Genomic DNA, 22,212 nt, shown 5'->3' with positions numbered 1-22,212 from the left:
ATGGCAACCATAAATACGTTAGTTGAACAATTAAACGACAATCGTAGAAAAATCGAAGCCGGCGGCCAGCCTAAGTATCATGAGAAGGCTAAGGAGCAAAATAAGCTATTTGTGCGTGAGCGATTATCGTTATTATTTGATGCTGGTAAGTATGAAGAGGACGGAAAATTTGCTAATTTTAAAGCCGGTGACCTTCCTGCTGATGGTGTTGTAACAGCTATTGGTAAAATTAATGGCCAAACAGTGTGTGTGATGGCGAATGACTCAACGGTAAAAGCAGGTTCTTGGGGAGCGCGCACAGTTGAGAAAATAATTCGAATTCAAGAAACAGCGGAAAAATTGAAAGTGCCTTTATTTTATTTAGTTGATTCAGCCGGGGCCAGAATTACAGACCAAGTAGAGATGTTTCCAAATCGACGCGGCGCAGGAAAAATATTTTATAATCAAGTAAAGCTATCTGGTATGATTCCACAGGTATGTATTTTATTTGGACCTTCTGCAGCTGGAGGAGCTTACATCCCGGCATTTTGTGACATTGTCATTATGGTCGACCAAAATGCATCAATGTATTTAGGCTCTCCAAGAATGGCAGAAAAGGTCATCGGCGAAAAAGTAACGCTAGAGGAAATGGGCGGGGCCCGGATGCATTGTACCATCTCGGGTTGTGGGGATGTGCTGGCCTACAGTGAGGAAGAAGCAATTGAATCAGCCAAAAAATATATCAGCTTTTTTCCCTCAAGCTTCAAAGAAGTGCCTAAACAGACTGCTGGTGTCCAAGCAAAAGAAGGCCGGGACCTAGAAGCGATTATTCCGGAAAACCAAAATGCTCCATTTGACATGGTAGAATGTATAGAACGATTAGTTGACAATGGGAGTTATTATGAAATCAAGAAGCTTTTCGCACCTGAGATTATTACCGGCTTAGCTCGAATCGATGGGAGAGCGGTTGGAATTATCGCTAATCAGCCAAAGGTTAAAGGCGGCGTGTTATTTGTTGATTCAGCAGATAAAGCTGCAAAATTCATTCAGCTTTGTGATGCTTTCCATATCCCTTTATTATTTTTAGCAGATGTCCCGGGCTTTATGATTGGCACAAAAGTGGAACGGGCGGGGATTATCCGTCATGGCGCCAAATTAATTGCCGCAATGAGTTCGGCCACTGTACCAAAGATTTCCGTTATTGTTAGAAAGGCTTATGGTGCAGGACTTTATGCAATGGCAGGTCCCGCATTTGAACCTGACTGCTGTATTGCCCTGCCGACTGCCCAAATCGCGGTTATGGGTCCAGAAGCAGCAGTGAATGCCGTCTACTCTAATAAAATCAATGAAATCGCCGATCCAAAAGAAAAAATCGCTTTTGTACAAGAAAAGCATAAAGAGTATAAGGAGCATATCGACATATATAAGTTAGCTTCAGAATTAATAGTGGATGAAATCGTAGCTCCTTCCGAACTAAGAGATATTCTAATACAACGATTTGCTTACTACGAAACTAAAGAGGTTACCTTTAGTGTCAGAAAGCATCCGGTCTATCCAGTATAATGATTGAACCTTTTCGACTTATGCTCGAAAAGGTTTTTTATATCTACTAACAAATGGCATCATCTGATAGAATATTAGCAGGCATATTAAGATACTATTTTTTAAAAAAAAGCTCTGTAAAACGATATTGTTGTTTTTTATACTCTGTTGATTGGAGCGGAAGGTGCTCGACTCCTGCGGGAGTACGGGGCCGAGGAGGCTCCCGGGCACGCCCGCGGAAAGCGGGTTTCTTTCGCTGCAATCAACAGCCGAATTTACAGAGTATTAAAAAAGAGGGGTACACTTCCATGAGGGTTGGTATTATTGGTGCGGGATCGATTGGGTTGTTATTTGCTGCTTACCTTAGCCGTGTTTTTGACGTAACTGTTTATACAAGGTCAAAGGAACAAGCAGCTGAAATTAATCAACATAATGTCTTATTGCAGAGCGGGAGAGAAGAGACTATTGCGAAGGTTAAAGCGTTACCAATTGTGGACTGGCAGGGATCAGAGGCTTTAACTATTATCGCTGTAAAGCAATACCAGCTATTTTCAATTATAGAGAGGATATCTCAGTTACCATCCAAGCCAGAAAACATACTATTTTTACAAAATGGGATGGGACATTTAAAACTGTTAGACGATATTAAGGCGAACAATTTGTTTGTCGGTTCTGTAGAGCATGGAGCACTTAAAGAGAATCCATACACGGTGAGACACAATGGTATAGGGACCACTAACGTTGCGGTCTATAAAGGTGACCCAGGTTTCCTAAAAATGTTTGCCTCAGCCGTTTCCAATGTGTTTCCAATCACCTATCAAGAAGAGTATTTTGCCATGTTGGAAAAAAAGTTAATTGCAAACGCTATGATCAATCCTTTAACAGCGATACTTCAAGTGAATAATGGGGCACTAATTGATAATCCATTTTTTTATAAAATCTTAGAAAATCTCTTTAGTGAAATTACTTCCATTTTAAACCTTGAGCACCCGGAAAAATACTGGGAGCATGTGATACAGATTTGTAAAAAAACACGGGATAATCGTTCGTCCATGTTAAAAGATATTGAGGCTAAACGGCTGACAGAGGTAGATGCCATTTTAGGTTATTTACTAGAAGAAGCCAACAAACAAGGAAAGAAATTTCCTCAACTAGAAACACTTTATTATCTTATTAAAGGAATAGAGAGCCAAGGAGTGGTCATATAATGAGCACTATTTTTTCGTCTGTTCTAACTGTTTTCTTTGCGATTCCGGTAATAGGGACAATTCTTGTTTTTACTGTAATAAAGATAACCTTAAAAACCACCAAAAAAGCGCTCCATATGGCTCTTGATTATACAACTATTTTTTATATTATTTCTGTTCATTTTTTAATTGTCACTCTTTGGGATAAATCGTTTTTTTGGTTAATAATACTAGTAATGATCGTGATTGCAATGGTGTTTATTTTCGTTCACTGGAAGGTTAAGGAGGAAATTATTGTTAAACGTATATGGAAAGGGTTTTGGCGTTTTAATTTTATCTTATTCTTTTTCACCTATTTTGTCCTTACCTTTTATGGTATAGTGTCTCGAGCCATCATCTTTAGTTTTTCATCCTAATTTAGAGCAAAAGTTTTCTTTATATGGGGTGGATAATGGTATACTCTTCTAAGAATGAATCACGGTAACAGAAAGGAAGTACACGAATGGAGATTTTGAATCTCTCTTTGCCGGCAACTAATCGGTTTGCATCGAATTATCTGGAACAATCTGTTGAGGTACAGCCTTTTTTTCATTATCGGTATAATGACTCTCAAGAAGATATGAAAAGAATAGCTGAGTTAAACAATAGAGCGTTTCCCCGCATCGAGGTTGCTCGGCATATTGAAAGCTTTATGGAGAGTTTTCCTACTTCAGAAGCTGTAAAGAGATCAATTGATAAACTTAAACTAGCTGATAGTCTTGTCGTAATTGGCGGTCAACAAGCAGGGATCCTTACAGGACCACTTTATTCCATACATAAGGTCATTTCTATTATAAAGCTCGCAGAACAAAAAGAAAGGCAACTTGGTGTTCCGGTTATCCCTGTTTTTTGGATTGCGGGAGAAGATCATGATTTTCAAGAAGTCAATCATGTTTTTGTCCAGAATGAGCAGAGTGTAGATAAATGGGTATATCCTGAAAAGGTGCATCAAAAGAAGATGGTATCTGATATTGTATTGGATAAAGGTATTTGTCACTCTTGGGTTCAGAACTTAATAAAGAATTTTGGTGAAACCGAATATACCAACGGACTGTTAGCGTTAGCTGAGGAGCAAATAGCAAAGTCGACCACCTTTGTTGATTTTTTTGCTAACCTTATTATGGAACTATTTAAGGATTATGGGCTTCTCATCGTTGACTCTGGTAACAAAGAATTCCGTCAGTTACAAAAGGAATTTTTCAAACAGCAGATTAAACATCACGACAGGATTACCTATTCTTTATTAGAGCAGCAAAAGCAAATAGAAAAGAAGGGTTTTCCAAAGATAATTGATGCATCAGAGAATGCGGCCAATCTCTTCTATTATGATCAGCGATTAAATGAGAGACTATTATTGGAGTTTGAACGTGAAAACGATTGCTTTGTGGGTAAAAGTGGAGCGATTTCTTTTTCAAAAGAGGAATTAATTTCAATAGCCAATGAAAATCCAGCTGTTTTAAGCAATAATGTGGTAACTCGTCCCTTAATGCAAGAATGGCTTTTCCCAACGATAGCCTTTATTGCAGGACCGGGGGAAATTGCTTATTGGGCGGAGCTAAAACTTGTCTTTGAGCAGTTTGATATAAAAATGCCGCCAATTGTACCACGATTAAATATAACCTTCTTAGATCGTTCGGTTGAAACTGATCTTTCTGAATTGAACTTAGATTTAGCTGAAGTGTTAAGTAAGGGTACAAAGCAAGATAGAGGAAGATTTTTAGAAGCTATAAAAGACCAGGAACTTGAACAGTTATTCACAAATACCATTAGTCTTCTCCAGGAACAGTACAATTTAATTAAAGTAAAAACAGAGCAGCTAGATCGCGGGCTTTTACCAATGCTTAAGAAAAATGAAAATTATCTATTAAAAGAAATTGGTTTCATGAAATCGAAACTTGAAGAAACCGTTAAGTTACAACACGATATCGTTTTAAAAAAATATGCACGTGTTGACCTTGCCTTACGTCCAGAGGGTTCCCCGCAAGAGCGAATTTGGAATATCTTTTATTATTTAAACCAATATGGTCAAAACTTTATAGATGATATTATGACTGGAAGCTATGAATTTGATGGCAGGCATAAAGTAATAAAACTATAGATAAAACTCCACCTTTAGCCGTGGAGTTTTTCTTTTTTTTTCTAAAAAATCACTGCTAAAAAAGGATTTTTTAGAAAGTGGGGCGAATAGTTAAAAAATAGGTGGAGGAAAGTGGGGGAATGTGGTACATTTTTTATAGAAAGTGGGGGTATCGGGTATGTTCATGGGTGAGTACCATCACAGCATTGATAGTAAAGGCCGTTTAATTGTGCCCTCCAAATTCCGTGAAGAACTTGGCGACATGTTTATTATCACGAGAGGATTGGATCAATGTTTGTTTGGTTACCCAGTATCTGAGTGGGGCCTGATAGAAGAAAAATTAAAAGGTCTGCCGCTGACTAAAAAAGATGCCCGTGCTTTTACTAGGTTCTTCTTTTCCGGAGCAACAGAAAGCGAACTGGATAAACAAGGAAGAATTAATATCCCAACACCACTATTGCAGTATGCTAAATTAGAGAAAGAATGTGTTATTTTAGGTGTTTCCAATCGAATTGAAATTTGGAGCAAGCAGATTTGGGAGGATTATTTTTCACAATCTGAGGAATCTTTTGCTGAAATAGCAGAAAATATGATTGGCTTTGATATATAATGGGAAAAGTTATATTAATATATTTCTCGTTAATATCGTTCGATTGGAAAAGGAAGGTACGTAAATGTTTGAACATACAACTGTGTTATTAAATGAAGCTGTTGACGGATTGGACATTAAGTCAGATGGCATCTATGTTGACTGTACATTGGGAGGGGCAGGTCATAGCGCTCTTATTCTTTCAAGACTTGGTGCGGGTGGAAAACTTTATGCATTTGACCAGGATGAAACCGCCATTGCTAATGCGAAAGTGAAATTAGCCGAATATGGTGAGCAATTAGTCATTATCAAAAGTAATTTTTTATATTTGAAGGAAGAGCTTGAAAAACTCGGAGTCTATAAGGTAGATGGAATTTTATATGATTTGGGAGTATCATCGCCGCAGCTGGATACACCTGAGCGTGGGTTTAGTTACCATCATGATGCCCCGTTAGACATGAGAATGGATAACGATGCTGATATATCCGCATTCGACGTCATTAATCACTGGGCATATGAAGATCTCGTCCGAATCTTTTTTCGTTATGGTGAAGAGAAATTTTCAAAGCAAATTGCTCGAAAAATTGAGAGCGCGAGAGCAGTTAAGCCGATTGAGACCACCGGGGAACTGGTCGAGTTAATTAAGGAAGCCATCCCAGCACCGGCAAGAAGAAAGGGTGGACACCCTGCTAAGCGAGTATTTCAAGCAGTCAGAATCGCTGTTAACGATGAACTGGCCGTATTTGAACAGTCTCTAAACCAAGCCATAGACATACTCAATCCTGAGGGCAGAATAAGTGTGATTACCTTCCATTCCCTGGAGGATCGAATTTGTAAGGCAGCCTTTAAAAAGGCAAGTGAGACACCCCCATTACCAAAGGGTTTACCCATCATTCCAGATGCGTATAAACCCATTTTAAAGCTAGTTTCGCGTAAACCCATTCTTCCATCTGAAGCAGAACTGGAGCAAAACAACCGGGCGCGGTCTGCAAAGCTTCGGATTGCCGAAAAATTATAAAAGTTCTAGAGTGCACGTTTTTGTGTGCACTCTTGGCTTTACATTAATCAAATAAGAGGAACTACTATTAAATTATAGAATCTGGAGGGGAAGTATTTGAGTAATCTTGCCAGGAAAGTATTAGAGCAGCAACAAACCGAGCAAAAGGTTCAAATTAAGCGTGAAGTAAAAATTAAAAAGTCCTGGCTGACTCCGGGGGAAAAAATAATTGGAGTGGTGTTTGCCGGAATGGTTTGCTTTGGATCAATCCATCTTATTTCAAATCAATCAAAGCTATATGAAGCGAACAAAGACCTCCAAATTGTTCAGGATAAAATAAACGAACAGGAAAAGGTTAATGAGGATCTTAAGGTGCAAGTTAGTGAGCTAAGCTCTTATGACCGTATATTTGCAAAGGCTAAAAAATTGGGTTTAATAAAAGATGAAAATAACGTCAAGGTCGTGCAGAAGAAATGAATAAGAAACAGCCATATATGAATGTGGGAGCAGCGATATTGTTTGGGATATTCGGCCTGCTCTTTTTTGTATTGATTTGCAGGTATTTTTCGATTGAAATTTCTGGGGAAGTAAATGGGCAGCCCCTTGCCGCCAAGGCCCAGCAAAAATACAATCGCGAGGGAACCTTACAGGCTAACAGAGGAATTATTTACGATCGAAATGGTGTAGCAGTGGCTGAGGATACAGCCGCCTACACCCTTATTGCAATCTTAGATAAGAAGATGACAACGAATCCTAAAAAACCTCAACATGTACAGGACCTAAACAAAACGGCTAGTGAATTATCTAAATATATCAAATTAGATGAATCAGAGATTTATACAATCTTATCAAATGGGAAAAAGAACAAACGATTCCAAGTGGAGTTTGGTAAGGAAGGAAGAAATATTGATTTTGATACAAAGAAAAAAATCGAAAGTTTAAAACTTCCTGGAATTACCTTTTCTCGTGATTCTAAACGCTTCTATCCAAATGGAATTTTCGCTTCACATGTAGTTGGCTATGTGGACCGAACTGAGCAAAAGGACGGAACCTACAAATCTGTCGGGAAAATGGGAATCGAAAAAACCTTAAATGATCAACTAACAGGGAAAAATGGCAGTATTAGCTATGAAAGTGATTTATGGGGGTATATCCTGCCAGATGGTAAAGAAAAAATATCTGCAGCACAAAATGGTAATGATGTTTATTTAACACTTGATCAAAAGATTCAAACCTTTCTAGAAGATGCGATGGACCAAGTGGTAAAGGATTATAAACCGAAAAAAATTATTGCCATTGTTGCTGATCCTAAAACTGGGGATATTTTGGCAATGGGCCAGCGTCCTTCGTTCCAGCCGGAAACAAAAGAAGGAATTACTGATAGCTGGCATAATGAAGCGATTGAAACATCCTATGAGCCAGGGTCCACCATGAAAATCTTTACTCTGGCAGCGGCTGTTCAGGAAGGTGTATTTAATCCAAATGAAAAGTATCAATCTGGCTCTTATAAAGTAACAGAAAAAAGTCAAACTATTCACGATCACAATTATTCGGGCTGGGGATCCATTACCTACCTAGAAGGAGTTCAACGCTCGTCCAATGTAGCGTTTGCTAAAATAGCCAAAGAAAAGTTAGGCTTTGAGAAATTTAGGGAGTATTTGACCAAATTTGGTTTTGATAAACCTACAGGTATTGAACTTCCTAATGAGACATCAGGGAAAATTCAATATCACTACCCAATTGAAAAAATCACCACTGCATATGGACAAGGTACTGCGATTACCGCCATTCAACAGATTCAAGCAGCAACCGCCATTGCTAATGATGGGAAAATGTTACAGCCTCATGTTGTGAAGAAAATTGTTGATCACGATACAGGAAAGACGGTTGAAAAAACCTCACCGAAAGTCGTTTCAACACCGATATCGGCTGATACCGCTAAGGAAGTTCGAGATATTTTAGAGACTGTTGTCACATCGCCTAATGGCACGGGGGCACGTTACAAAATTGACGGTTATAGTGTTGCCGGTAAAACAGGTACAGCTAATATCCCAGGGCCTAATGGTAAATATTTATCCGGTGCGAACAATTATGTCTTTTCCTTCTTAGGGATGGCACCAAAAAATGACCCGAAACTAATCGTTTATGTAGCTGTACAACAGCCTAGACTTCAAGGAGCTGAAGCTGGTCAAGGTGCGATTCCGGTATCTGCAATTTTTAATCCGGTTATGAAAAATAGTCTCAATTATTTAAATATCCAACCCTCTAAGTTAGAAGTGGCTGAAACTAATAAACTCCCTAAATTGGTGGGAGAGTCTGTGGAGGATACAGTTAAAAGTTTAAAAGAAGATGGATTTGAACCTGTCGTAATAGGTGACGGTAAAAAGATAACTGGACAACTGCCTAAGGCTGGCACCACCATATTAGAAGGGGAAAAGGTAATCATTAAAACTTCTGGTAAAATGACGGCACCTGATATGGCTGGATGGTCGCTCCGTGATGTCATGAAAGTGGCTAATTTGGCCAATTTAAAATTGAATTCTAAGGGCCAGGGTTTTGTTGCCTATCAAAATATTAAGCCGGATGAACCATTAAAAGGTGGGGGTTACCTCAATATTGATTTAAAAACTCCGGAAGAACAAACGACCAATAACGAGAATCAAAGTGACAATGAAAAATCTGATGGTGAGCCAACTGTACAAGACTAATCAAAACCCGCTTGTTTTGCGGGTTTTTAATTTACCTAAATGGTTGTCCCGTTCTATTTAAAAAAGTACAAGCATATAAATGAACGATAATCAAAGTGAATGTGGAATAAAGGAGGATCATTCATTATATGCGTGTTTCTAATGTTACTGTTCGAAAACGGCTAATGATTGCACTATTCGTTGGATTCCTTACCTTCTTAATTATTGATGTTCGTCTTGGATACGTCCAGTTTGTTCTTGGAGATAAGCTGACCGATAAAGCGAAAGGTTCGTGGAGCCGGAACATCCCTTTTGAGCCGGAGCGGGGCAAAATTGTCGATCGCAATGGGGTAGCGTTAGCAACCAATATTAGTGCACCAACTGTCTACGTTATCCCACGGCAGATTAAAGACCCGGCAACCACAGCAGAGAAGCTCGCTTCGGTATTAAATATGTCTAAAGAAACCGCCTACCGAGAAATTACTAAAAGAGCTTCGTCAGTCCGGTTAAAAGAAGGCCGGAAAATTTCCCATGAAAAAGCGAAAGAAATTAGGGCTCTAGGTCTCGAAGGAGTCTATGTAGGTGAAGATTCCAAACGGTATTATCCAAATGGAAGTTATCTGTCGCATGTACTTGGGTTTACTGGGGTAGATAATCAAGGTTTAATGGGCCTTGAACAGTACTATGATAAAGAATTAAGTGGTGAAAGAGGGGCTGTGAAATTCTATGCCAATGCCAAAGGGGAAAGAATGAATGACATGGCAGATGATTATGAGCAGCCCACTAAAGGGCTTGATCTAAAATTAACGATTGATTCAAAAATCCAAACAATTGTTGAACGAGAGCTGGATATTGCGCAGGCAAAATATAATCCAGATGGTATCGTAGCTATCGCGATGAATCCGAATAACGGCGAAATATTGGCCATGTCAAGCAGGCCTACATTTGACCCTGCCAATTTCCGAAATGTTTCTCAAGAGGTATATAATCGAAACCTGCCAGTCTGGTCGACCTATGAACCAGGTTCGACTTTTAAAATTATTACCCTTGCTGCTGCCTTGAATGAAGGAAAGGTTAACTTGGAGAAGGAGCATTTTCATGATTCAGGTTCAGTTCAAGTGGCCGGTGCAAGATTAAAGTGTTGGAAAAGGGGCGGCCATGGGGACCAAACCTTCCTCGAGGTTGTAGAAAACTCCTGTAACCCGGGGTTTGTAGAGTTAGGGGAACGGTTAGGAAAGGATAAGCTGTTTAAGTATATTAAGGATTTTGGATTTGGTCAAAAGACAGGTATTGATTTGCAAGGCGAAGGAACAGGAATATTATTTAATTTGAACCGAGTAGGTCCGGTTGAACAAGCGACAACTGCTTTTGGACAGGGGGTATCTGTGACACCAATCCAACAGATTACAGCTGTATCTGCGGCTATCAATGGCGGGATCCTCTACAAGCCATATATCGCAAAAGAGCTCGTTGATCCGATTACAAAAGAAGTGGTGATGAGAAATACGCCTGTAGAAAAAAGACGGGTTATTACGGAAGAAACATCAAAAGAAATACGAAATGCTTTAGAAAGCGTTGTGGCTAAGGGTTCAGGGGGCAGGGCCTTCATAGAAGGATATCGCGTCGGAGGTAAGACAGGAACGGCCCAAAAGGCCCAGAATGGAAGATACCTTGAAAATAACTTCATCGTTTCCTTTATGGGGTTTGCGCCTGCAGATGACCCGCAAATTGTTATCTATGTAGCCGTTGATAATCCTAAAGGGGTTACCGCCTTTGGGGGTACAGTCAGTGCCCCAATTGTTGGTGCCATAATGAAGGACAGTTTAAGTGCAATGGGAGTACAACCGCGTAAAGACCAAATAGAAAAAGAAATCAAATGGCCGGATGTGCCGTTAGTTAAATTACCGGATTTTGTAGGCATGTCAAAAAGTGAACTTCAGGAACAGCTTATTAATCTATCGATTGATGGAAGTGGAGAAGGGGATGTTGTGGTAAGACAATCTCCGGAACCAGGGACGAAGGTAAAAGAAGGCTCAAAAGTAAGACTTTACTTTGGTAAGGGTGACTAATTAAATCAATAGCGTTTATACAGGAGGCGGCCGGAATGTTTTCCGCCGCCTAAAAAATTTATTACGGATTTATTACTAAATGGTAAAATAAAATGTTTTAATGTAAAATAAGATGGAACTTTCGTAAGAAATTACTTTAGGGATAAACTGGGAATTAGTAATGTTCGGTATTGAGAGGATATGAGATAAAATGAAGTTACAAATGCTGCTTGAGAGTCTGCATGCAATTGTTCCCTATAAAGGGGAAAATCCAGAAATTACATCGATTGAGAACGATAATAGGAAGGTGCAAAAAGGGAGCTTATTTATTTGTATTAAAGGTTACACCGTGGATGGACATGATTTCGCAGAATCTGCTGTTAAAAATGGAGCAGTAGCCATTCTTGCTGAAAGACCTTTAGATTTAGAAGTTCCGGTTGTCCTTGTTAACAATACCACGAGGGCGATGGCCGTACTTGCTGATGCTTTTTATGGGCAGCCAACCAAAAGCCTTCACTTAATCGGGATAACAGGCACAAACGGAAAAACCACCACGAGTCACTTAATTGAAAAAATATTTGCCGATGCTGGGGAGAAGACGGGGCTAATTGGCACAATGTACACAAAAATCGCTGATAAAACAATTGAAACAAAAAATACCACCCCAGAAAGTCTGACACTTCAAAAAACGTTTAAACAAATGGTTGATGCTGGTGTTAATACAGCAGTTATGGAGGTTTCATCCCATGCCCTTGATTTAGGGAGGGTGCATGGCTGTGATTATAATGTGGCCGTTTTTACTAACCTTACACAAGACCATCTTGACTATCATCAGACAATGGAGGAATATAAACGGGCAAAAAGCTTATTATTTGCGCAGCTTGGCAATACCTTTGACTTAAATAAGCCGAAATTCGCTGTCTTAAATGCGGATGATCCGGCTGCAGAAATGTATAGCCGATCAACAGCTGCTCATGTTGTTACATACGGAATTGAGCAAGAGGCAGATATTAAGGCCAAAAATATTCAGATGACTCCAAAAGGGACAGTCTTTGATCTTGAAATGAAGGGTGTTTCATATCCAATTCGCATGCAGTTAATTGGCAAATTTAGTGTCTACAATGTTTTAGCCAGCATTACAACGGCCTTAGTATCTGGACTTGAAATAGAGCAAATTATTCAATCCATTGAAAGTGTTGAAGGGGTTGCGGGAAGATTTGAACTAGTAAATGCAGGGCAAGACTTTACAGTGATTGTGGATTATGCGCACACTCCGGATAGTTTAGAAAATGTTTTAAAAACGATCCAGCATTTTGCCGAGAAAAGGGTTTTTGTTATTGTAGGCTGCGGCGGGGATCGGGACCGTACAAAACGGCCAATAATGGCGCAGATTGCCTGCAAGTTTGCAACGGATCCAATTTTGACATCGGATAATCCTAGAAGCGAGGACCCTGTAGGCATTTTGAAAGATATGGAAGAAGGGGTGCAAGGGGAGAACTATCAAGTCATTCCTGATCGGAGAAAGGCCATATTTACAGCTGTGAGCCAAGCGTCACCTGGAGATGTCATTCTAATCGCCGGCAAAGGGCATGAAACCTATCAAATCATTGGCAAGGAAGTTCTTGATTTTGATGACAGACTTGTGGCAAGGGAAGCAATTAAGGGGAGATAGCTATGTTATTAGCTTTAAAAGACTTGGAAAGTTTGTTTACCGATAAACGAGGAATCCAAGATGAAATTCTGTTCAGCACAGTTTCCGACCGAGCTGCTGTGGAACAGCCTAAGGGATTATTTGTGCCTGTGAACAAGGAGTCAGGGAAGCTCTTAGAGGCGATTTCTAACGGGGCTGTTGCTGCCATTTGGGATAGAGATGAAACACTTCCGCACTACATTCCAACCCAGTTTCCTGTTTTTTTAACAAACGACCTTGCGGAAGCCATGATAGATATCATTAAATTTTATATTGAAAAATTAGATGGAGAAACGAACAAGCATATGGAAAGAACGAATTTTAAAATTTCAAACAAAACACTTCTTAATAAAAATAAACAATCATATGATATTGCTGGGCTATTAGTAAACCTAACATCACAGAATAATCATGAAAGGAGGGGATAAAATGGAGGAGCAAGTTATTTTTTTTACAATAATAATGGGCTTTTTGGTCTCAGTTTTACTTTCTCCAATTTTTATTCCCTTCTTGCGAAGATTGAAATTTGGACAAAGCATCCGAGAGGAAGGTCCTAAATCGCACCAAAAAAAATCAGGTACCCCAACAATGGGGGGAGTGATGATTTTATTTTCCATCATCATAACCACACTGGTCATGATTGCAAAGTACGCAGACCATACACCAGTAACAGCTTTTTTACTTTTATTTGTCACATTTGGATTTGGACTGCTGGGGTTTTTGGATGATTTTATCAAGGTTGTCTTAAAACGTAACTTAGGACTTACATCAAGACAAAAACTATTAGGGCAAATTATCATTTCTGTCATCTTTTATCTAATCTATAAGCATACTGGTCAGTCTACCGAAATCAAGTTTCCGTTTGGTGATTTTTCCATTGATTTAGGCTGGGGTTATGTATTATTGATCATTTTCTGGCTTGTCGGCTTCTCAAATGCTGTCAATCTAACAGATGGCCTTGATGGTTTGGTGTCAGGCACCGCGGCGATTGCTTTTGGGGCGTTTGCTGTGCTCGCTTGGAATCAAAATCAATTTGAAATTGCCGTGTTTTCTGTAGCCGTTGTGGGAGCAGTTTTAGGTTTCTTGGTATTTAATGCCCATCCTGCTAAAGTATTTATGGGCGATACAGGATCATTGGCGTTAGGCGGGGCGATTGCCGCGATTGCGATCTTAACAAAACTAGAGATCCTGCTTATCATTATTGGCGGTGTATTTGTAATTGAAACCTTATCAGTAATTCTTCAGGTAGCTTCCTTTAAGACTACTGGTAAACGGATTTTCCGAATGAGCCCCTTGCATCATCATTATGAACTAGTGGGATGGTCGGAATGGCGGGTTGTTGTAACGTTTTGGAGTGTTGGATTAATATTTGCGATACTAGGTATCTATATTGAGGTGTGGTTGTAAGTGAAACAGATCGAAAATTATCGTTATAAAAAAATTCTTGTACTTGGTTTAGCTAAAAGTGGTGTGACGGCAGCCTCTTTGTTACATAAGCTTGGAGCGTTTGTTACTGTGAATGATAAAAAGCCATTATCAGAAAATCCCGAGGCTCAGGGATTACTAGAGCAAGGGATAAAAGTAATATGTGGTGAGCACCCAATCGAACTCTTGGATGAGGGTTTCGAACTGATTGTGAAAAACCCTGGTATTCCTTACCATAATCCAATGATAGAAGGGGCAATTGAAAAGGGAATTCCTGTTATAACAGAGGTGGAGCTTGCCTATGAAATTTCTGAAGCACCCTTTATTGGCATTACAGGAACTAATGGAAAAACCACAACGACTACTCTTGTCTATGAAATGATGAAGGAAGGAAACAAGGAGCCCTTAATAGCTGGTAATATCGGTACAGTAGCTTCTGGTGTTGCCCAGAAGGCAGCAAAGGATAATACCATTGTCATTGAACTATCTTCGTTTCAATTAATGGGTATTAACACCTTTACTCCGAAAATTGCTATTATCACAAACCTTTATGATGCCCATTTGGATTATCACGGCACCAGAAAGGAATACATTCAAGCCAAAGCTAATATTACGAAAAATCAGACCGAGCTTGACTATTTAGTAATCAATGCTGACCAAGAAGAAACAATGGAAATTGCCCGGAATTCAAACGCTGCTATTATCCCTTTCTCCACTAAAAAGGAACTGGCAGTGGGTGCTTATATGAAAGACGGCTGGTTGTTCTTTAATCGTGAACCGGTAATGGAAATAAGCGAAATAGTGCTGCCTGGGGTACATAACCTCGAAAACATCTTATCTGCCATGACGGCCGCCAAACTATCAGGAGTAGAAAACAGCGCTATCCAAAAGGTCCTCAAAACCTTTACAGGTGTCAGGCACCGTTTGCAGTATGTGGCTGATGTTAAAGGTAGAAAGGTTTATAATGATTCGAAGGCTACGAATATCTTAGCAACGGTTAAGGCTCTGTCGGCCTTTACGGCCCCAACGATTTTGCTTGCGGGCGGTCTTGACCGCGGTAATGAGTTTGATGAGCTGATTCCATACTTAAAAAATGTTAAGGTGTTAATCACATTTGGCCAAACCGCTCCTAAACTTGAGCGGATCGGGAAGCTTGCCGGAATAAAAACGATCAGCCGTGTCGATAATGTTGAAAAGGCAGTGCCGGAAGCATATCGATACTCCATACCTGGCGACGTCATCCTTTTATCACCTGCTTGCGCAAGCTGGGATCAATATAAAAGTTTTGAAGTCAGGGGAGACATTTTTATCGAAGCGGTGCATAAGCTTAAGTAAGGGCTTGTCCAAAGAAAAGCGGAAGCGCCCGTTTAGCGGCGCTATGTCCTGGAGCGCTTCGACTGAGATAAAGGAAACAGAAAAGCGGCGCGCCTTGAACAGGGGCGACAGGCATAAGACGAGCCGGTGAGAAGGCTGCTTTTTAGCCTTCCTGACGGATGGGCTTATGGCCCCGAGCCCCTAGGCGCTGCAGCTAGACAAACGAAGAGCGATAGCGATTCGTTGTGGACTTATCGTAGGAAGAAGAGCGAAGGACGCTAGCCGCTGGGCGCTGAAGCTAGAGACTCATCTAAGTTCAGCTTACAGCTTATCAATACAAGCGGAGCCCTAAAACACGTGGTTCGAGGTGGATAGTGGTGCCGACAAAAAGAACAACTCCCGACTTTATCTTAATGATTGTAACGTTCACACTACTAGCAATAGGGCTCATAATGGTATACAGTGCTAGTGCAATTTGGGCCGAATATAAATTCCAAGATTCCTTTTTCTTTGCAAAAAGGCAAACCCTATTTGCCGGGGTGGGAATCGTTGCTATGTTTTTTATTATGAACGTAAATTACTGGACTTGGCGGACATATGCCAAAACAATCCTCATTGTTTGCTTTGTGTTATTAGTACTCGTGTTAATTCCAGGAATAGGGAATGTTCGAAATGGTTCAAGAAGCTGGATTGGGGTAGGAGCCTTCTCCATACAGCCATCCGAATTTATGAAATTAGCCATGATCGCCTTCTTAGCTAAATATTTGTCTGAACGGCAAAAAGTTATTACATCCTTTAAAAAGGGTCTTATCCCTTCTCTTGGTCTTGCCTTTATTGCCTTTGCCATGATTATGCTGCAACCTGACTTAGGGACCGGAACGGTTATGATGGGTACTTGTGTTGTAATGATTTTTATTGCAGGCGCTAGGATCAGCCATTTTGCTTTTTTAGGACTTCTAGGTGTAGCAGGGTTTGTCGGATTAATTGCCTCTGCACCATACCGGATTAAGCGGATTACTTCTTTCCTTGACCCATGGTCGGACCCATTGGGGAGTGGATTTCAAATTATTCAATCCCTTTATGCCATCGGTCCAGGCGGATTATTTGGCTTAGGACTCGGTGAGAGCCGGCAGAAGTTTTTTTACCTGCCTGAACCTCAGACCGACTTTATTTTTGCGATTCTATCAGAAGAGCTAGGCTTTATTGGCGGCTCGTTCATATTGCTTTTATTTGCCCTATTGTTATGGCGGGGAATCCGAATTGCACTTGGTGCACCTGATTTATATGGAAGTTTCCTCGCAGTTGGAATTATTGCGATGGTGGCCATTCAAGTAATGATTAATATTGGTGTTGTCACTGGGCTCATGCCGGTTACAGGTATAACACTGCCATTCTTGAGTTATGGGGGATCATCGCTAACGTTAATGCTTATGGCAATTGGTGTTCTCCTTAATATAAGCCGATATTCAAGATTTTAAATTGATACCCTGTTCACTTGGCAGGGTTCTTTTTATGTTTAATGAATGAGGCTGGTCTTTGAAACTAGTCCAGCTCCAGCGCCCGGCGACTAGTGTATGTTGCTATACGGGTTCTTACGCTTTTCTTTATTACAATTAAATAAAATTCTTTTTTCAAACGTATTTTTTATTGTTTTTATAGTAGAATGTGTTTAGCAACTTTTTAGAGGTGAGAAAATGAAAGTAGTAGTAAGTGGCGGAGGGACCGGCGGACATATATATCCCGCTCTCGCACTCATTAGAGAAATTCAAAAAGAAAGCAAAGAAGCGGAATTCTTATATATCGGAACAACAAATGGTTTAGAAAGCAAGCTTGTCCCAAGGGAAAACATTGCTTTTAAATCTATTCATATTACCGGTTTTAAAAGAAAGCTATCCTTTGAAAATGTAAAGACTATTATTAGATTTCTAAAAGGTGTTCAGGATAGTAGGAAAATCCTAAAAGAGTTTCAACCTGATATTGTTATTGGAACAGGTGGTTATGTATGTGGACCTGTTGTTTATGCTGCAAAAGGAGTTGGAATTCCAACGATTATTCACGAACAAAATAGTGTCCCCGGTTTAACTAATAAATTCTTAAGCAGATATGTGAATAAAATCGCAATTTGTTTTGAAGAAGCAAAAGAATATTTTCCAAGTGAGAAAGTTGTTTTTACGGGGAATCCTCGAGCTTCAGAGGTTCTTGGTAAGGATGGGATTAAAGGAAGACTTTCAGCAGGCCTTAGTGCCACAAAACCAGCCGTGCTAATCTTTGGAGGAAGCCGAGGGGCAAGGCCGATTAATGAAGCAGTTGTAAAGGCACTCGCCGAATTAGCTGAAAAACCATACCAGGTGCTCTATATAACGGGTGATGTACATTATGAGGCTGTCCAAAAGGAAGTAGAGCTAGTAGGTAATCCAAAAAATGTGGTGATTAAGCCATTTATTCATAACATGCCAGAAGTACTGGCAGGGATTGATCTGGTCGTATCAAGAGCAGGAGCCACTACACTTGCCGAATTAACCTCGTTAGGAATTCCAAGTATCTTGGTTCCCAGTCCGTACGTGACGAATAACCATCAAGAAAAAAATGCAAGGTCTTTAAGTGACCATGGTGCCGCCCAATTGCTATTAGAAAAGGATCTAAATAATAAAAGTCTAGTCAGCCACATCGATCAAATCCTATTAAATAGCGAGCATTTAAAGGATATGAAGGCAAAGGCAAAAAAAATGGGCGTTCCAGATTCGGCAATGCGGCTGTATGCCGTAATGAAGCAACTTGTCAAAACAAATCGAAAGTAGCCCAAATTATTTTCATGCATAAACTGAAAAAAACGCATCTAGGAAAGTTAGGTGGTATTGATGGACGCAATTGTATCAGAATTGCAAAACCTTAATATTGGAAAAGTGAAACAAAGCGAACTTTTGTTAAATCATACAACAATTAAAATTGGCGGTCCTGCAGACCTTTTTATAGAACCTTCATCAGTCGATAATTTAAAAAAGGTTATGGAGGTAATTGAAAAGAACGCTATGAACTGGCGGGCAATTGGCAGAGGATCCAATTTGTTAGTCTCAGATAAGGGGATTGAAGGGGTGGTCATTAAGCTTGGTTCGGGCTTAGACCACCTCGAAATTAGCGAAACTGAAATCACTGTCGGCGGTGGTTATTCCCTTGTTAGTCTAGCTACTTCCATCAGTAAAAAAGGGCTTTCGGGCTTAGAATTCGCCAGCGGTATTCCTGGTTCGGTCGGCGGGGCTGTATACATGAATGCTGGTGCACATGGATCAGATATTAGCAAAATTTTAACAAAAGCTCATATTCTATTTGAGGACGGATCGATGGAATGGCTGACGAATCAAGAAATGGAGTTTTCTTATCGAACATCCATTCTTCAAAAGAAACGCCCAGGGATTGTCATAGAAGCAGTTTTTAAGCTTTCTCAAGGTGATCGGACAGCGATAGTAGCCCAAATGCAAAAAAACAAGGATTATCGGAAAGAAACACAACCATGGAATTTCCCTTGTGCAGGTAGTATATTCCGGAACCCTCTGCCGAATTATGCAGGAAAATTAATCGAGGATGCAGGTTTAAAGGGTTACAGCATTGGCGGGGCGAAAATTTCAGAAATGCACGGGAATTTTATTGTTAACGCCGGTAATGCTACAGCTGCGGATGTTCTATCCTTAATACAGTATGTAAAGGACACCATTTTTAATCTTTATCAAGTTAAGATGGAGACAGAGGTGGAGATAATCGGGCGATAACCTTACTTTCCCTGTAAGAAATTCCTTACGAATGACAATTATTGTGTTATAATTACAGTTAATATAATACGTAGATTCTAGCAAGAAAATCAGTGACGGCATGAATTTTCGTGCCGTTGTTTCTCTTTATATGTAACATAGACAAGCTTTGGGGCAACTGCTTATAGTTTTTAAGTTTCATACATATTTTGTCAACTATAATTTAAGCGCGCATTGAGCGCTCACGCTTTTCTTTTGGAGGAGAGTTATGGATGGAAAATGATAAAATCGTTGCTCTTGAAGATCGTATTCCAAAACTTAAGGAGCAAAGACGAAAAAAGGCAAATAGACGCCTTGTTCTCCTGCTAATTTTGTTTTTTACAATGATAGTTGTTGTGGCCTATTCTCAATCTCCATTAAGTCATGTAAAACATATTCATGTAACTGGGAATGAAGTATATGAAGATTCTCAAATAATTAAGGCGAGTGGTATTACCGAGGACACGAATATTTGGAAGATAAAAAAGAGTAATATTGCTTCAAAACTAGATCATTTATCAGAAATTAACGAGGTAAATGTTCAAATACAGTGGCCTAATTCGATTCAAATCCAAGTAAAAGAACATAAGAGAGTAGCATACTTAAAAAGAGGGAAAAGCTACCTGCCAATTATGGAAAACGGTAAGATTTTAAAGGATAGAAAAACGGAAATAATCCCAGTTAATTCTCCGATTCTTTTCGAATTTAAGGAAGGTTCAGTTCTTAACCTAATGGTTAAAGAATTAGAAAAACTTCCGATTGAAATTACAAACTCCATTTCTGAAATACATTATTCTCCGAAAAAAACTGATCATTATCATATTTCCTTATTTATGAATGATGGCTTTGAAGTTAGTGCAACACTTAGAAGTTTTTCAGAAAAGATGGTTCATTATCCTTCAATCATTAGCCAGTTAGATCCTAATAAAAAGGGATTAATCGACTTAGAAGTAGGTTCGTATTTTAAGGCTTTTGAACCAGTGGTGGAGGAAAAAGACGGTGAATAAGATAAAGGTGAGGGGGAAGCATTTCATCCTGTCCCTTGTCTGCTTAGTTCTGGGGTTTATGGTTGCATTCTCATTTCACCTTACACAAATTAAGCACCAAAATGAAAAAAGGAATCTTTCAGGTACACAATACGAAAAAACCTTAGGATTAAGAAACCAATTAATTGCTCAAGAGGAAACAAATCGTAAGTTGCAAAAGGAATTAAATCAAACGCAGGAAAAAGTCCTAAAAAATGAAAAAAGTCTTTCGAAAGAGACCCAAGTTTTCCTTAATCTGGCGCAGGATGCCGAAAAATATCGAATGTTCCTCGGAAAAGTTAAGGTAAAGGGGAAGGGTGTAAAGGTGACCCTGTCTGATGGAGCCTATGACCCGAAAGAAGACAATGTGAACAATTACCTTGTTCATGAACAGCATGTTTTTAAAGTAGTGAACGAACTGTATATCTCAGGTGCAGCAGCTATAGCCATAAACGGTCAAAGGCTTACGAGCCACTCCTATATTGTGTGTAACGGGCCTGTTATTACTGTGGATGGGGTGCCATATCCTGCCCCATTTGTCATTACGGCGATAGGTAATCCAGAGGTCCTGTCTTCATCGCTAAACCTTACAGGAGGCGTTAAGGACCAATTGGTCAATGATAATGTCGTTTTTACACTGGAAACGGAAGATGAATTGGTTCTAGATCCAATTTTGGGTAGCTAATTAATGTCCACAATGAAAAGAATGGAGAAGGTCAGGTGAAAAAAGTGGACAAGCCAAAATTAAATTTAAGTCTTACCTTAATAGCAACTTTAGTTGGATTTATGATAGCCATTCAATTTCAAACCGTGAAAAAACCAGTAGAACGTGATACACGAGATATTTGGCAGCTTCGTGAGGCTTTGCTAAAAGAAAAAGAATTTCAAACTAATTTATTAAGTGAGATACGTTCTAACGAAGAAAAACTATCAGCCTATGAATCTAAACGAGTACAAAGTAAGGAACAAGCGTTAAAGGATACATTACAAGAGTTGAAAATTGAAGCAGGATTGACCAACATAACCGGTCCTGGGATAACCCTTTTGATTGAGCCGGTGATTGAGGATGTTCAACTGGGAACTTCAGTTAATGATTCTGTTTCACCGGAACTATTAAAAAGGTTAATAAATGAATTGAATATGTATGAGGCTAAATACGTGGCAATAGATGGTCAAAGGATCATTAATACCACGGTTATCAGGGATATAAATGGAGAAACAAAAATTGATGGACATACCTTAAGAGGGCTGCCAATTGAGATTAAAGTAGGCGTGGATGATATGAATATTGCAGAAAAATTATCAAATCGGATGAAGGTTTCAAAAGCCAGGGATGAATTTTTCACTGAAAGCTTAAGACTATCCGTTTCGACATCAAATCCCGACATTACGATACCTGCCTATGATAACTCCATACGGGTTAAGTATATGGACCCGATTAAAGAGGGAGGAGGTTCCTGATGTGGCTTCCGTTTATAGGACTGATAATTGGGATCATCCTTGGATTACTAACTGAAATTCGAATTCCTGAGGAGTATTCCAATTATTTGTCGATTGCTATTCTGGCAGCTTTTGACACACTTTTCGGAGGGATTAGGGCATACTTGCAAAATATTTATGATGAAAAGGTGTTTGTATCAGGATTCTTTTTTAATATTGTCCTTGCAGCAAGTTTAGCTTTTCTCGGTGTTCATCTTGGTGTAGACTTGTATTTAGCAGCGGTTTTTGCGTTTGGTGTCAGATTGTTTCAAAATATTGCCGTCATACGTAGAATATTATTGACAAAATGGTCAACAAACAAAGAAAAAATAGAAAAAAGTTGAAATTTTTA

At 39.6% G+C, this 22,212-nt stretch carries 20 protein-coding genes; all 20 read left to right on the top strand.

Annotation, left to right across the window (positions count from 1 at the left end; genetic code table 11):
- Complete coding sequence (locus tag M3226_RS10200; protein ID WP_251564956.1) at nucleotides 1-1,542, top strand: acyl-CoA carboxylase subunit beta; 1,542 nt, start codon at nucleotides 1-3, stop codon at nucleotides 1,540-1,542.
- Between the two features lie 287 nt (nucleotides 1,543-1,829).
- A complete protein-coding gene (locus M3226_RS10195; RefSeq protein WP_251564954.1) occupies nucleotides 1,830-2,729 on the top strand; it encodes a 2-dehydropantoate 2-reductase in 900 nt (299 codons plus the stop codon).
- On the top strand, nucleotides 2,729-3,124 hold the full coding sequence (locus M3226_RS10190; protein ID WP_251564952.1) for a DUF3397 domain-containing protein: 396 nt from the start codon (nucleotides 2,729-2,731) through the stop codon (nucleotides 3,122-3,124). Before M3226_RS10195 ends, M3226_RS10190 begins: the two co-directional genes overlap by 1 nt.
- Before the next feature lie 86 nt (nucleotides 3,125-3,210).
- Entirely contained in the window at nucleotides 3,211-4,845 is a 1,635-nt protein-coding gene (gene bshC, locus M3226_RS10185) for a bacillithiol biosynthesis cysteine-adding enzyme BshC (RefSeq protein WP_251564950.1), read from the top strand.
- Nucleotides 4,846-5,002: 157 nt separating this feature from the next.
- Nucleotides 5,003-5,434 (top strand): division/cell wall cluster transcriptional repressor MraZ, encoded by a 432-nt coding sequence (gene mraZ, locus M3226_RS10180; protein ID WP_144562570.1) that lies wholly within the window; start codon nucleotides 5,003-5,005, stop codon nucleotides 5,432-5,434.
- Nucleotides 5,435-5,498: 64 nt separating this feature from the next.
- On the top strand, nucleotides 5,499-6,431 hold the full coding sequence (rsmH, locus tag M3226_RS10175) for a 16S rRNA (cytosine(1402)-N(4))-methyltransferase RsmH (RefSeq protein ID WP_251564948.1): 933 nt from the start codon (nucleotides 5,499-5,501) through the stop codon (nucleotides 6,429-6,431).
- Between the two features lie 96 nt (nucleotides 6,432-6,527).
- Nucleotides 6,528-6,887 carry a cell division protein FtsL gene (ftsL, locus tag M3226_RS10170; RefSeq protein WP_098527022.1) on the top strand — a complete coding sequence of 120 codons (360 nt, stop codon included), beginning with the start codon at nucleotides 6,528-6,530 and terminating at the stop codon, nucleotides 6,885-6,887.
- On the top strand, nucleotides 6,884-9,118 hold the full coding sequence (locus tag M3226_RS10165) for a penicillin-binding protein (RefSeq protein ID WP_251564946.1): 2,235 nt from the start codon (nucleotides 6,884-6,886) through the stop codon (nucleotides 9,116-9,118). Before ftsL ends, M3226_RS10165 begins: the two co-directional genes overlap by 4 nt.
- A gap of 128 nt (nucleotides 9,119-9,246) precedes the next feature.
- Nucleotides 9,247-11,166, top strand: coding sequence for a stage V sporulation protein D (locus M3226_RS10160; RefSeq protein WP_251564944.1), 1,920 nt, complete (start codon nucleotides 9,247-9,249; stop codon nucleotides 11,164-11,166).
- Nucleotides 11,167-11,356: 190 nt separating this feature from the next.
- The gene (locus M3226_RS10155; RefSeq protein ID WP_251564942.1) at nucleotides 11,357-12,817 is read left to right on the top strand and encodes a UDP-N-acetylmuramoyl-L-alanyl-D-glutamate--2,6-diaminopimelate ligase; all 1,461 of its coding nucleotides are present in this window, start codon (nucleotides 11,357-11,359) and stop codon (nucleotides 12,815-12,817) included.
- 2 nt (nucleotides 12,818-12,819) lie between these two features.
- Entirely contained in the window at nucleotides 12,820-13,263 is a 444-nt protein-coding gene (locus tag M3226_RS10150) for a hypothetical protein (RefSeq protein ID WP_251564940.1), read from the top strand.
- Between the two features lies 1 nt (nucleotide 13,264).
- Nucleotides 13,265-14,242 (top strand): phospho-N-acetylmuramoyl-pentapeptide-transferase, encoded by a 978-nt coding sequence (gene mraY, locus M3226_RS10145; protein WP_251564938.1) that lies wholly within the window; start codon nucleotides 13,265-13,267, stop codon nucleotides 14,240-14,242.
- Nucleotides 14,243-15,595 carry a UDP-N-acetylmuramoyl-L-alanine--D-glutamate ligase gene (gene murD, locus M3226_RS10140; RefSeq protein WP_251564936.1) on the top strand — a complete coding sequence of 451 codons (1,353 nt, stop codon included), beginning with the start codon at nucleotides 14,243-14,245 and terminating at the stop codon, nucleotides 15,593-15,595.
- Between the two features lie 392 nt (nucleotides 15,596-15,987).
- Nucleotides 15,988-17,052, top strand: coding sequence for a stage V sporulation protein E (gene spoVE / locus M3226_RS10135; RefSeq protein WP_285857801.1), 1,065 nt, complete (start codon nucleotides 15,988-15,990; stop codon nucleotides 17,050-17,052).
- 216 nt (nucleotides 17,053-17,268) lie between these two features.
- Nucleotides 17,269-18,372 (top strand): undecaprenyldiphospho-muramoylpentapeptide beta-N-acetylglucosaminyltransferase, encoded by a 1,104-nt coding sequence (gene murG / locus M3226_RS10130; RefSeq protein WP_251564931.1) that lies wholly within the window; start codon nucleotides 17,269-17,271, stop codon nucleotides 18,370-18,372.
- A 60-nt stretch (nucleotides 18,373-18,432) separates the two neighbouring features.
- Nucleotides 18,433-19,338, top strand: a complete 906-nt coding sequence (gene murB, locus M3226_RS10125) for a UDP-N-acetylmuramate dehydrogenase (RefSeq protein ID WP_251564930.1) — start codon at nucleotides 18,433-18,435, stop codon at nucleotides 19,336-19,338.
- Nucleotides 19,339-19,589: 251 nt separating this feature from the next.
- Nucleotides 19,590-20,363 carry a cell division protein FtsQ/DivIB gene (locus M3226_RS10120; protein WP_251564928.1) on the top strand — a complete coding sequence of 258 codons (774 nt, stop codon included), beginning with the start codon at nucleotides 19,590-19,592 and terminating at the stop codon, nucleotides 20,361-20,363.
- Nucleotides 20,356-21,066: a DUF881 domain-containing protein gene (locus tag M3226_RS10115; RefSeq protein ID WP_251564926.1), complete on the top strand. Its 711-nt coding sequence runs from the start codon at nucleotides 20,356-20,358 to the stop codon at nucleotides 21,064-21,066. Before M3226_RS10120 ends, M3226_RS10115 begins: the two co-directional genes overlap by 8 nt.
- A gap of 44 nt (nucleotides 21,067-21,110) precedes the next feature.
- Entirely contained in the window at nucleotides 21,111-21,842 is a 732-nt protein-coding gene (locus tag M3226_RS10110; protein WP_251565133.1) for a DUF881 domain-containing protein, read from the top strand.
- Entirely contained in the window at nucleotides 21,842-22,204 is a 363-nt protein-coding gene (locus M3226_RS10105) for a small basic family protein (protein WP_098527034.1), read from the top strand. Before M3226_RS10110 ends, M3226_RS10105 begins: the two co-directional genes overlap by 1 nt.
- The last annotated feature ends 8 nt before the right edge of the window (nucleotides 22,205-22,212 follow it).

The organism is Neobacillus cucumis, from assembly GCF_023715505.1.
This window is presented reverse-complemented; position numbering and strand designations above follow the sequence as displayed.